Origin of the sequence: Paenibacillus sp. y28 (assembly GCF_037137075.1) — a bacterium.
Classification (GTDB): Bacteria; Bacillota; Bacilli; order Paenibacillales; family NBRC-103111; genus JBBBNV01.
The window spans coordinates 1-12,875 of record NZ_JBBBNV010000037.1; the positions used below are offsets into that span (position 1 = coordinate 1).

A 12,875-nucleotide genomic window follows, 5' to 3' on the forward strand; every position below is an offset into this window, starting at 1 on the left:
CTGGCCTGGTAGGCCGCGATCCGCTCGCTCCATATGGCTTGCAGATTCATTTCCAATTTAGAATCCATCCTCTCGTTAGCATGATGGATTCATTATGAGGGATTGCTTTGCCTACGAACAGGTGGGTTTGGTTTGACGCTTACAACGGTATGAATCATGCTTGTTTTCGCTGTCGCACCCTGTATGGGTGCGTGGATTGAAACCTTTTGGGGAAACTGGGTTAATATTTACTCATCCCCGTCGCACCCTGTATGGGTGCGTGGATTGAAACACTCGATGTGGATGCAGAAACACTGGAAGAGGAAGTCGCACCCTGTATGGGTGCGTGGATTGAAACAGCGATTGAATCATATGTATTAAACCAATCTGAATGTCGCACCCTGTATGGGTGCGTGGATTGAAACGGATCAAAACTAAATTTATTTTCATCGATTATAGTCGCACCCTGTATGGGTGCGTGGATTGAAACGAGACTCAGGCTGGTATCCAGTTCCGCGCCACTGAGTCGCACCCTGTATGGGTGCGTGGATTGAAACCCAAGACAAGCAGCGCATGGAGGATTAACTGGGCAAGTCGCACCCTGTATGGGTGCGTGGATTGAAACTGGAGGATTACAAAGATTTTATTGATATTTTGAACGTCGCACCCTGTATGGGTGCGTGGATTGAAACAGGGTAGCCGTCATCCCTGCCGCCCATCGTGCCGGTCGCACCCTGTATGGGTGCGTGGATTGAAACAATTGAGGAGATTAACTCATAATGAATTTATTGAAAGTCGCACCCTGTATGGGTGCGTGGATTGAAACCGCTGTCCGCTCTTACCTTGCGTTTCAGCGCAGGGAGTCGCACCCTGTATGGGTGCGTGGATTGAAACTCCAGCACAACGCCCCAGCTGGCGACCCAGCGCCGTCGCACCCTGTATGGGTGCGTGGATTGAAACATTTTTAACAAACTTCATTTTATATTCCCCTTCCTGGTCGCACCCTGTATGGGTGCGTGGATTGAAACCGGAGTAAGTTCTCAATAAGGCGCTCGACACTTTGAAGTCGCACCCTGTATGGGTGCGTGGATTGAAACCCTCCCCTGCCTTGCCAAAGCCGGACCACCAGGCGGGTCGCACCCTGTATGGGTGCGTGGATTGAAACGACTTCGGAATTAGGAGCCGCCACAGGAGCCACAGGGTCGCACCCTGTATGGGTGCGTGGATTGAAACCGTATCTGTCCAAAGATAGTAGCGGCCGGGTCACGTCGCACCCTGTATGGGTGCGTGGATTGAAACGCCGATGGCAACCAGCGTATTATACATCCGCTTTTGGTCGCACCCTGTATGGGTGCGTGGATTGAAACACTCGAATCCCAACGGCGATCATAACGTGTGTTGTCGCACCCTGTATGGGTGCGTGGATTGAAACGCATTGCCAATACAAAAAAATCATTATCGGCATTATGTCGCACCCTGTATGGGTGCGTGGATTGAAACAACTGATCGAACAAGAGGCCCGCCTCGTCCATCGTCGCACCCTGTATGGGTGCGTGGATTGAAACTCAGCGGCAACCGATGCAACAGGATTGGAAGGCGTCGCACCCTGTATGGGTGCGTGGATTGAAACAGCTCGACGTCATAGTCTCCCTGGGCGTACTTCGCGTCGCCCCTGTACGTGAGCCTTTTGGCTTCGGCGGTCCTTTCTCCTTGGGAGCGCAACCGGTTTGAACACGATCGATATGTGCAAATGTGCAAAGCCTCCCGGCAGCGCACGTTTTTTTGTTTTCCCGGTCTTTTCCCGCCTGGATGTCTCTTTTACCCGGGTAACCGCAAGGATTGAGCACTTGTAAAAAAATGTCTAGTGGCTATTACAATAAAACTGGACTATAGTAAACAATAACTGTGCATCAGGACATCAAGGAATTGAAAGCAGGGGAAGCTTGAACAAAAATCGGTGGTTTCTCAAAATGCTGTTCTCGTATTTCCCGATTTTTTATGTGTCATTGCGGTCATTTTTTTGATCTCGACCTTTATGATTCATGAGACCTCGCAGAAGCAATCGTTGAAAACGAACGCGGCGTTTGCAAATTATGTGCTGGCGATTTTGGAGCAGTCGTTCAAAGCGATAGACGGCACGATGATTAAAGAGATCGATCAGAACGAGAGCCTGCAGGAGTATTTGTATACATCGGATACGTTCAAAAGATACTATTACGCCAACAAGGTGTCGGATAATTTCAATAATGTCGTGATTAATAATAAATTGCTGAATTCGATTTATTTGTACAATTTCGAGGACCAGTCCGTGCTGAGCTCCACGATTTCGACGAAGGCGGATTCCTTTGGCGATGAGCCGTTCATTCGTCAGCTTCAAAAGGGAGATTTCCCGAAGGGCTGGACGAATACCCGGATGTATCATGAGCTGGAATACGATAAGCCGGCCGAGGTGTTCTCGCTGGTCAAGCCGTTCCCGTTGTTTACTGCGGAGAAAGGGTTTATTGCTTATAATACCCAATATCTGCCATAATCTAGTTCCCGCAGCCGTCCCATTGCCCTTATGTTCGGCTATTGGTATAATAAAATGTATTTAGTTTCGTTACTTGTGTAGGGGGATCGCTGCATGTCCGACATTCAAGCCAGACAAAAGAAAATCCGCAACTTCAGCATCATTGCCCATATTGACCACGGCAAATCGACGCTGGCGGACCGGATTTTGGAGTTTACCGGCGCGCTGACTTCGCGTGAAATGCAGGAGCAGGTGCTGGACCAGATGGATCTCGAGCGGGAGCGCGGCATCACGATTAAGCTGCAGGCCGTACGACTGAACTATCGCGCCGATGACGGCGAAGAATATATTCTTAACCTGATTGATACACCGGGACACGTCGACTTTACGTATGAGGTGTCGCGCAGCCTGGCGGCCTGTGAAGGGGCGCTGCTGGTCGTTGACGCAGCCCAGGGCATTGAGGCGCAGACGCTGGCGAACGTATATTTGGCGCTGGACAACAACCTGGAAATACTGCCGGTCATTAACAAAATCGATTTGCCGAGCGCAGACCCGGACCGGGTGAAGCAGGAGATCGAAGATGTCATCGGTCTGGATGCCAGTGAGGCTGTGCTTGCTTCGGCGAAGGCCGGCATCGGCATTAAAGAAATTTTGGAGCAGGTCGTACAGCTTGTGCCGGCTCCCACAGGCGATCCGGATCAGCCGCTGAAAGCGCTCATTTTCGACTCCCACTACGACCCGTATAAAGGGGTTATCGTATACGTGCGGGTCATTGACGGCACGATTAAGGCGGGGTCCAAAATCAAGTTTATGGCGACCGGCGCGACCTTCGAGGTCATTGAGGTCGGGGCGTTCAAGCCGCGTATGGGGACTGTGGATGCGCTGTACGTCGGAGACGTCGGCTTCGTTGTAGCCGGGATTAAGAACGTTAAGGATACCCGGGTCGGGGATACGATTACCGATTTCAAAAATCCGGCCCCTGAGCCGCTGCCCGGCTACCGCCGCATTAACCCGATGGTGTTCTGCGGTCTGTACCCGATTGAGTCGTCCGACTATGACGATCTGCGCGAAGCGCTGGAGAAGCTGGAGCTGAACGACGCTTCGCTCCGTTACGAGCCGGAGACGTCCACCGCGCTTGGCTTCGGCTTCCGCTGCGGCTTCCTCGGCTTGCTGCACATGGAGATTATTCAGGAACGGATCGAGCGCGAGTTTAACATACCGCTCATTACGACGGCGCCAAGCGTTATTTTTAAGGTGACGCTCACGAACGGGGAGCAGATGAATATCGATAACCCGTCGCTGATGCCGGAGCAGGGGAAGATCGACTTTGTCGAAGAGCCGTTCGTCAAAGCGAAAATTATTGTGCCGAACGATTATGTCGGCGCCATCATGGAGCTGTGCCAGGGCAAGCGAGGAGAGTTCGTGGATATGCAGTATCTCGATACGACTCGCGTCACACTGACCTACGATATTCCGCTGTCCGAAATCGTGTACGATTTCTTCGATCAGCTGAAATCCAATACCCGGGGCTATGCGTCGTTTGATTACGAGCTGTCGGGCTACAAGCGGTCCAATCTGGTCAAGATGGACATTATGCTCAACGGCGAGCAGGTCGATGCGCTGTCCGTTATCGTGCACCGTGACCGTGCGTACAACCGCGGCCGCATCATCTGCGAGAAGCTGAAGGAGCTCATCCCGCGCCAAATGTTCGAGGTGCCGGTTCAGGCTTCGATCGGGACGAAGGTTATCGCCCGCGAAACGGTCAAAGCGATGCGCAAGAACGTCCTGGCCAAGTGCTACGGCGGGGACATCTCCCGGAAGCGGAAGCTCCTGGAGAAGCAGAAGGAAGGGAAGAAGCGCATGAAGCAGGTCGGCAGCGTAGAGGTGCCGCAGGAAGCGTTCATGGCGGTTCTGAGTATTGACGATTAGAGCTGGAAACTGGCGTTATCAAATCCGGTGAAAATAATTAACCCGGCAGCCGCTCCTGATTCAGGAGGGCTGCCGGGTATTTTTGCGCTGAACGTGATCTTGGCGGAGGCGCGCTCGCTCACGACTTCTGATACCGGTCCAAACCCGAACCCGAACCGAACCCGAACCCGAATCCGACGAACCCGGCCCGAGTGCATGCTGCCGCCGTTGGGGCACCTCAAGAATACACGATTTTACAAACGGGAATGGCTCGGCACAAACAGCTGCTGGATCGTCTCGATAAACAGCTGGACGGCCGTAGAGGTCTCCTTCCGGGACGGCACCGCCAGGCTGATTTCCCGCCAAAATGTCGGCTGAATCTCCCGGAACTGCACGTCCGGAGGAAGGGAGGAGAGCGCGAGCTCCGGCAGTATGGCCAGGCCCAGTCCTTCCTGAACCATGTTCAACACGGTGCCGGTGTTGTGTACGGTGAATTCCGCCCGCAGGCTGATGCCTGTGCGCTCGAACAGATCCACAATAGGCGCCTCGCAGCCCTTGACCATAATGATCGGCTGTTTCTCCAAATCCGGGACCCGAAGGTACGGCTGCCCGCTTAACGGATGGTCGCTGCGCAGGACCGTCACCATTTTCTCCTTCATGAGCGGAATGGTCCGGACATTCGACTCGCCGAATGCGATAATCCCGATGTCCACGACACGGTTGGCGAGCCAGCCATTAATTTCCTCCATGGTGCCTTCATGGGGAACGATCTGCAGGTTCGGGTAGCTTTCTTGGAACACCCGAATAATTTTCGGCAAAAAATAGGCCGAGGCGCTCGGAAAGGTGCCGATGTGGATGCTGCCGGTCTCCAGGCCCTTTTCCGCGGCGATTTCCTGCTCGATGTGATGCAGGCTTTTTAGAATCGCCTGGGCCTGAATGAGAATGCGCCGCCCGATATCGGTGAGCATAATGCCCCGGCTGCGATCGCGCAGCATCAGGCTGACGCCAAGCTCGGCCTCCAGACCTGCGATGGCATGGCTGACGGCGGGCTGAGTCATATTCAGCGCTTTGCCCGCCTGGGTGAAGCTGCCGGTCTCGACTGCTTTGACAAAAATCGTTAATTGTGTCAGGGTCATAATGAAATCCTCATGTCTGATATAAATAGCATTCATTTTATTTCTGATGTTAATTAGCGTATCATAAAAAAGCAAAAGAGAACAAGGGAGTGTGAGTCAACGTGAAGCAGCTGTCGAGAGTACAGATGGCACTATTGCTCGGCTTTCTGGTCGTCATCTGGGGAGTAAACTGGCCCTTGTCGAAGTTTGCGCTTGCTTACACGCCGCCTATATTGTTTGGCGGAATGCGGACCTTCATCGGGGGGCTGCTGCTGCTGGCAGTGGCGCTGACCAGATATAAACAGCTGCGGCTTAAGGAGTCGTGGAAAATTTACGTGATATCGGCCGTACTGAATATCATTTTATTTTACGGCCTGCAGATGCTGGGCCTAGGCTATCTTCCGGCGGGGCTGTTCTCCGCGATTGTATTTTTGCAGCCGGTGTTGCTGGGCATTATGGCGTGGCTGTGGCTGGGAGAAGCGATGTTTGGCTTGAAGATCGCCGGATTTATCATCGGCTTTGCCGGCGTAGCCGCAATTAGCGCAGGCGGGTTTACCGGGGACTTGTCCATGACGGGAGTTGTACTCGGGTTCGCGTGTGCCGTCAGCTGGGCGTTCGGGACCTTCTATGTCAAAAAAACGTCGGGTCAAGTGGACGCGGTCTGGCTGGTCACAGTGCAGCTGCTGATTGGCGGCGTATTCATGATGGGCGCAGGATCGTTATTTGAAAGCTGGTCATCCATCATTTGGTCGGCGCCGTTTATTTATGATTTGCTGTTTATTTCGATTTTTGTTATTGCGATCGGCTGGTTCGTATTTTTTCGGCTGGTGGGGTCCGGCGAAGCGGGTAAAGTGGCTTCATTTACATTCCTGATTCCCCTCATCGCTATTTTTTCCAGCGTGCTGTTCATGAAGGAGCAGATTACGCTGAATCTGGTGCTGGGGCTGCTGTTTATTGCAGCTAGCATCTTCATGGTGAATGCCAAGCCGAAATCCATGCGGATGAAGCAATCCGCTCCATGATTGCCAAGGCTGGACTGCAAAGCGCGAAGGTGCGCACAAGAGTACACTAAACATGAAAAGCGTGAGTCGATACGGTGAACATTTGCTGCTGGCGCTGGCAGCAGTGATTCGCAACAACAAATCATGAAAACGGCTGCGCTTCCTTTCTCAGGACACGCAGCCGTTTTCTCGGCAAGAATCCGCACCGCGCGCAGCTCCCAGCGCGCGGTGTTTCGCTGCATGACGGCGGTCGGTCGACCACATGGCTTATTCCTTTTGGGCGGCCTGCTCCAGCGCCTGCAGGAACGCTTCCGCGGGCTGAGCGCCGGATAGCGCATAGCGGCCATCCATAACGAAAAACGGCACGCCGCGGATTCCAAGCTGGCGGGCGGTGGACAGATCGGCATCGATGCGGGCATTCAGTGCGGTGTCACTTAGCGTTTTACGCACGGCTTCCCGGTCGAGACCGGCTTCCTCCGCAATATCCAGCAGAATTTCTACATCGCCGATATCGCGACCCTCCTCAAAGTAAGCCTGCATGACCCGATCGAATAATTCCATTTGCTTGTTTTCGGGGACGCCGAGGATGAGCCGGTGGGAAAGGCGGGTATTCGGATAAACCTTCACCTTGGAGAAATCAAAGGTTAGGCCGCTCTGGGCGCCGGCTCTGGTTACTTGGTCAAACACTTGATCAAGCTCCTGCTCACTGCGGCCTATTTTGCGGGACATATACTCGCGGAATGGCAGTCCTTGCTCCGGTGTCGTGCCATCGAGCAGGAACGCCCGCGGACGAAGCTCCACTTCCTCTCCGCTCCAGCGGCTTAGCGCGTCGGCCAGATTCTTTTTGCCAATCCGGCACCACGGGCATACGGTATCGGAATAAATTTCGATTAACACAGCGCATCCATCCTTTGGGCTCAATTCTTCTTGAAAATTAGCTCTTATGCTCCTACCAGTATAAATCACTTGTGTGGCGGGAGCCAATGGGGCGGAGAAAACCATATCATCAGGATAGTCAAGGCCGCTAATTTACCCGCAGACAGGCGAAACTCGCCGGAATGTGGTATGGTAATAAGGCAGGAAAGACAGCAAACGGGCGGAGGAAGCCCGGCAAGCGAGAGGAATCGACTGAACATGAACCGAAACACAAGCACCGCGCCCGGCGCAGTGTACATTCATATCCCATTCTGTACGAACAAATGCCACTATTGCGATTTCAATTCTTATGTGCTGAAGGGCCAGCCCGTCGAGGAGTATCTGGATGCGCTGGAGCGGGAGATGGAGCGTACGGTCCGGCAGACGCCCCCGGGACAAATCGAAACGATCTTTGTCGGCGGCGGTACGCCGACCGTGCTGCTTCCGGCCCAAATGGAGCGGTTTTTGCGTATCGTGCGCACTTATTTTCCACAGTGGAGCCCGTCGGTTGAATTTACGATGGAGGCCAACCCCGGCACAACGGATGAGGAAAAGCTGCGTGTCATGAAGGAGGGCGGCGTCAACCGGATTAGCTTCGGGGTGCAGTCCTTTGACAACGGGCTCCTGGAGGGCATCGGCCGCATCCATACTACGGATGATGTGTACCGGAGCCTGTCCAATGCCCGCGCGGTTGGCTTTACGAATCTGTCGATTGATTTGATGTTCGGGCTGCCCCATCAGACGGAGCAGCACATGCAGCATACGCTGGACAAGGCGCTGGAGCTGGATTTGCCGCATTATTCCATTTACAGCCTGAAGGTTGAGGAGAACACGCTGTTTCATACGCTGTACCATCGCGGGCAGCTTCCGCTGCCGGATGAGGACTCGGAGCTCGGCATGTTTTACCTCATTATGAACCGGCTCCGGGAAGCGGGATACGGCCAGTATGAGGTCAGTAACTTTGCGCGGCCGGGCTTCGAAAGCCGCCATAACTCCGCGTATTGGCGCAATCTGGATTATTACGGGCTCGGCGCAGGCGCGCACGGCTATGTTCACGGCTGGCGCCATATCAACATTAAAGGGGTGCAGCCGTATATCGATGCTACCCGGAAGGGCTTCCCTCTGCTGGAACGGTTCGAGGTGACACGCTCAGAAGCGATGGAGGATTTTATGATGGTCGGCCTGCGCCTGTTGGAAGGGGTCTCCAACCGGGATTTCAGCTCCCAATTCGGCCTGCGGATGGAGGAGATATTCGCGGCTCCCTTGGAGAAGCTGCTGCAGCAGGAGCTGATCGAGCCGACCGGTGCGGACGGCTACCGCTTGACGCCGCAGGGACTCGTTTACGGCAATGAGGTATTTGCGGAATTTTTGTCTGAGTGATGGATGATAGGAGTCTTGGCGGGGGCAGCGGTTCGAGCGACCGCCATGCAGCGCTTCAGCGCGCCTTGGATTCGCGTGCGCTGGAAATGGGCGAAATGGCGGTATCGGCCGAAATCCGGTCGTTCTCCGAAAAACCGGAAAATCGAAAAACCGGAAAATCAGGCAGCAGCAAAAAACATCGGCCATACCCGCTATCCAGGCGGGCGGCCGATGTTTTTTTAGGCGGATTACTCGTAAATCCGGTAGTCGATTTGACTGTCGGAGGAGATTTTTTCAATGATGGTGCCCTGCTTGCCTTGGCTGTCCGCCTTGCCCGGGTCCCGGTTTTCCTTGTCCTTTTGCGCCGCGGCTTTGCCGGCTTCGGTTTGTTTGCTTTGAATTTGCTGCTGGATTTGTTGGATTTGCTGCTGAAGCAGCTGGGACTTGGTTTCCTTCGTCTCCTGGTCGTCAGAGCTGGAGGTTATTTCCTGAAGCTCTTTTTGCAGAGATACCAGCTGCTTCTGCAGGGCTTTAATCTCGCTTTCACTGCTGCTGGAAGAAGCGGAATAGGATGTGCTGCTGCTTGAGACGGATGAAATGCTCATCGTGATACCCTCCTTGGCGGTTGAACTTGCTCGAATATGTATACGGCTCATTATACCGGCGCTGTATGAACGGAGTATGAATTGAAACTGAAAGTTTCCTTACAGACTCATCTGCCTGGAACGGCTTCCCCAATGACGAGCGGGGCCCCTGTTTCACCGATGGGAAGCCGGAACCGGGCTTTGCGAGCATGGCTTAAAACCGTCATGACGTTCTATCGCATCCCCGGTATGAAAGCAGCTCTTTCACAGAAAATAACCCTTGCTCCTTTATGCGTCCTGTTGTATATTTATTCGTATTATCATATTGATGACAACTGGAACAAGGCGGGGATGAACATGTCGGTTATTTGCCGGAAGGCGGTTCGGGAGGACGTTGACGCGCTTTATACATTAATAGAAGGTTATGCACAAAAAGGAATTATGCTGCCGCGTTCCAAAGAGACGCTGACGGAGCAAATCGACACGTTTGTCATTGCCGAACTGGACGGTGCGTTTGTCGGCTGCGGCTCGTTATGCAGATTGGGCAAGGATTTGGTAGAGATTCGCTCGCTGGGTGTTACGGAAGGCCAGAAGGGTCTTGGCATCGGCAAGAAGCTCGTTGCTTTTTTGGTGGAGGAGGCCAGGCTGCAGGGGATTCCGAAGGTGATGGCCCTGACTTATGCAGATAAGTTTTTTGAACGAATCGGATTTACGGTTGTGGAAAAGGAAATTTTCCCCGAGAAGGTATGGAAGGACTGCGTTCACTGTAAAAAGCAGCACTGCTGCGACGAAATTGCGGTGCTGAGACGACTGGATTGACTTGACAACGGCCTTTGTGCTCTGGTATTTTTGTATTAGGTTTTAGCACTCAACTGTTACGAGTGCTAACGACGATACAGGAGGTGCCGGACGATGTTGACAGAACGCCAGCGGCTTGTTCTTAGCGCCATTGTTGATGACTATATCCGATCTGCTGAACCTGTAGGTTCCCGGAGTATTTCCAAACGGGGCGAGGTTGGCTTCAGTGCGGCTACAATCCGGAATGAAATGTCTGATTTGGAGGAACTGGGATTTCTGGAGCAGCCGCACACCTCGGCCGGACGTATCCCCTCTCATAAAGGTTACCGTTATTATGTAGACCACCTTGTACAGCTTCGCGGGCTGGATAGCCGTGAGAAAAGCATGCTCAAGGTTTTTTTTGCTGAGAAAATGGAGGAAACGGAGCAGGTTGTTCAGCAGGCTGCGATGATTTTGTCCAGTCTGACGAATTATACCTCGATTGTGCTGGGGCCGGAGATGTTCAATACGACCCTCAAGCATCTGCAAATCGTGCCTCTGAATGAAAAAACAGCCGTCGCCATCATTGTGACGAACACCGGTCATGTGGAGAACAAAACGGTCACCATTCCGGACAATTTGCCGATTGAAGAGCTGGAGAAATTCGTCAATTTGCTCAATGCCAAGCTGAAGGGCGTGTCGCTGCTGCATTTCAGGGCAAAGCTGTACAATGAGATCAGCAGCGAGATGAGCAAGTACGTTTCTCAATACGAAGAGCTTCTGCATATGTTGGAAAATGTAGTGGAGCCTGGCGATGAGGACCGGATATTCGTAAGCGGGTCGACGAACATCTTGACCCAGCCGGAGTTCCGGGATGTGGATAAGGTCAAAGGGCTGCTTGATTTGTTCGCCCAGCCGATGACTCTAATGAAGCTGTTCCATTCTGTTCCGGAAGGAATACAGGTGCGCATCGGGGCCGAGAATGAGAATGAGGCCATTAGCCAGTGCAGCCTGATTACCGCCACTTACTCCGTGGGCGGACAGTCGCTGGGCACGATAGGCATTGTTGGACCGACCCGGATGGAGTACGGCAAGGTCATCAGCCTGCTCGATTTGATTTCCAGGGATGTCTCCTCGGTCATCGGGCGATTGTACAAGTGACAAGGGGGAAGCTCCGGTGAATGCCAATCATGAAGCAGAGGAGCGGCAGCCCACGCTTCGCAACAACGCCGCGGCGGTGCGCGCCATATGCTCCGCCGTGGAGGGCACGCTTGGCCCCAAGGGGCTGGATACGATGCTTGTCGGCGGTGGAGGCGAGGTCGTCATTACCAACGATGGCGTGACGATTCTGGAAATGATGGATGTGACGCATCCGGCTGCCCGTCTCGTTATTCAGGCGGCGCGCGCTCAGCAGGCGCAGGTCGGCGACGGCACGACGACCGCCACGGTGCTTGCCGGCGCGCTGGTTGGCGAGGGTGTGGCACAGGTGGAGCGCGGGGTGCCGGTGTCCAAGGTGATTGAGGGCATCCGGCTTGGCGTACAGGAGGCCGCAGCAGCGATAGCCCGGCGGGCCCGTCCTCTAAGCGGTGTCGAAGACCCACTGCTGGCGAGGATCGCCTGGGTGGCCGGACGGGAGCAGCGGGACATTGCCGAGCTGGTCATCGAGGCGGCTCACGTGGTCGGCTTCCCGCTGCTGGCCTCAGACAGCTTCCGATTCGCCGAAGCTATCGTCGCTGATGAGCAGCCGCGCAGCGAAGTGTTTCCCGGGCTTATAGTGAAGCAGAAGCCGCTGCAGGCCTACTTATTCGAGGCGGGTACTGCGGTGGGGAACGGGATTATGGTATTCGAGGATGCCTTGGAGCCGGAGACGCTCGGCGAAGAAGCGCTGGTGACCGAAGCCGGACTGCGGCAGCAGCTGGAATGGAAGGCGCAGTTCGCAGCCCAGCTTGCCAAGCTGCCGGAGCTGGGCATCGGGCTTATCGCGGTCGACCGCAGCGTTGCCCCGGAAGCGGAGCAGTTCTGCGCCGACCATGGGATTATGGTGCTGCAGCGCGCGCTGAAGAGCGAGCTGCGCCAGCTGTGCGAGCATACCGGCGCCCGGCCGCTCAAGCGAACGGCGCTTGCGCGGCCGGCAGCCCAGCTGGCTTCGGCGGTAGGCCGCTGCCGGGAGCTGCGCTACGATGCCCGCAGCGAACGCGTGTATATCCGCGAAGGAGCCGGCCGGTCGCGCGTTACCGCGATTGTGGGCGCAGGGACCCGTGAAGTGGCCGGAGAGCGCTCGCGGATTGCCGGAGATGCGGCCTCCAGCGTGCAAGCGGCTGTTTTGGGCGGCATTGTTCCCGGCGGCGGAGCGGTGGAGCTGGCCGTAGCCCGGGAGCTGGAGCGGCTGCGCGAAGGGCTCGGCGGCCTGGAAAGCTTCGGCGTGCAGTGTGTAGCGGAGGCGCTGCGGCGGCCGCTCGCGCAGATGGCGGCCAATGGCGGTTACAATCCGCTGGAGAAGCTGGAGCTGATTAAAGCCGCGCAGCTCGCCGCAGGAAGCGACACGCTGGCGCTTGATTTTGACACCGGTGAGGTGGCGGATATGCTGCGGCGGGGGATTGTAGACCCGGCTCCGGTCAAGATTCATGCGCTGGAGGCGGCGGGCGAGGTTGCCTGCGCTATTTTGCGAATCCAGACCGTCATCAAGATGAAGCCCGATGCTTATACCTAAGCGGTTTAACCGAAGAAT

10 protein-coding genes and 1 CRISPR repeat array are annotated in these 12,875 nt (G+C 54.9%); of the genes, 7 read left to right on the top strand and 3 right to left on the bottom strand.

Translation table 11 applies throughout. The features are described 5' to 3' along the window. Window positions 1-171: 171 nt before the first annotated feature. A CRISPR array of direct repeats spans window positions 172-1,609; the repeat unit is 32 nt; unit sequence GTCGCACCCTGTATGGGTGCGTGGATTGAAAC. A gap of 327 nt (window positions 1,610-1,936) precedes the next feature. Then, entirely contained in the window at window positions 1,937-2,509 is a 573-nt protein-coding gene (locus WBG83_RS20300; RefSeq protein ID WP_336747185.1) for a hypothetical protein, read from the top strand. Between the two features lie 93 nt (window positions 2,510-2,602). Then, window positions 2,603-4,417: a translation elongation factor 4 gene (lepA, locus tag WBG83_RS20305; protein WP_336747186.1), complete on the top strand. Its 1,815-nt coding sequence runs from the start codon at window positions 2,603-2,605 to the stop codon at window positions 4,415-4,417. A 233-nt stretch (window positions 4,418-4,650) separates the two neighbouring features. Here lepA and WBG83_RS20310 read toward each other — a convergent pair whose 3' ends face one another. After that, on the bottom strand, window positions 4,651-5,532 hold the full coding sequence (locus tag WBG83_RS20310) for a LysR family transcriptional regulator (protein ID WP_336747187.1): 882 nt from the start codon (window positions 5,530-5,532) through the stop codon (window positions 4,651-4,653). 101 nt (window positions 5,533-5,633) lie between these two features. Between WBG83_RS20310 and WBG83_RS20315 the strand changes: the two genes are divergently transcribed. After that, on the top strand, window positions 5,634-6,533 hold the full coding sequence (locus WBG83_RS20315; RefSeq protein WP_336747189.1) for a DMT family transporter: 900 nt from the start codon (window positions 5,634-5,636) through the stop codon (window positions 6,531-6,533). Window positions 6,534-6,779: 246 nt separating this feature from the next. On the opposite strand, the gene WBG83_RS20320 is transcribed toward WBG83_RS20315, so the two are convergent. After that, window positions 6,780-7,409, bottom strand: coding sequence for a DsbA family oxidoreductase (locus WBG83_RS20320; RefSeq protein WP_336747190.1), 630 nt, complete (start codon window positions 7,407-7,409; stop codon window positions 6,780-6,782). A 237-nt stretch (window positions 7,410-7,646) separates the two neighbouring features. On the opposite strand from WBG83_RS20320, the gene hemW reads away from it, so the two are divergent. Then, entirely contained in the window at window positions 7,647-8,807 is a 1,161-nt protein-coding gene (gene hemW / locus WBG83_RS20325) for a radical SAM family heme chaperone HemW (RefSeq protein ID WP_336747191.1), read from the top strand. Window positions 8,808-9,034: 227 nt separating this feature from the next. On the opposite strand, the gene WBG83_RS20330 is transcribed toward hemW, so the two are convergent. Next, a complete protein-coding gene (locus tag WBG83_RS20330) occupies window positions 9,035-9,391 on the bottom strand; it encodes a FlxA-like family protein (RefSeq protein ID WP_336747192.1) in 357 nt (118 codons plus the stop codon). A gap of 336 nt (window positions 9,392-9,727) precedes the next feature. Between WBG83_RS20330 and WBG83_RS20335 the strand changes: the two genes are divergently transcribed. The 3 genes from WBG83_RS20335 to WBG83_RS20345 all read left to right on the top strand — a co-directional run bounded on the left by WBG83_RS20335 (window position 9,728) and on the right by WBG83_RS20345 (window position 12,857). Then, on the top strand, window positions 9,728-10,189 hold the full coding sequence (locus WBG83_RS20335) for an N-acetyltransferase (RefSeq protein ID WP_336747193.1): 462 nt from the start codon (window positions 9,728-9,730) through the stop codon (window positions 10,187-10,189). 93 nt (window positions 10,190-10,282) lie between these two features. Further along, window positions 10,283-11,308, top strand: coding sequence for a heat-inducible transcriptional repressor HrcA (gene hrcA / locus WBG83_RS20340; protein WP_336747194.1), 1,026 nt, complete (start codon window positions 10,283-10,285; stop codon window positions 11,306-11,308). Window positions 11,309-11,324: 16 nt separating this feature from the next. Next, a complete protein-coding gene (locus tag WBG83_RS20345; RefSeq protein WP_442955860.1) occupies window positions 11,325-12,857 on the top strand; it encodes a TCP-1/cpn60 chaperonin family protein in 1,533 nt (510 codons plus the stop codon). The last annotated feature ends 18 nt before the right edge of the window (window positions 12,858-12,875 follow it).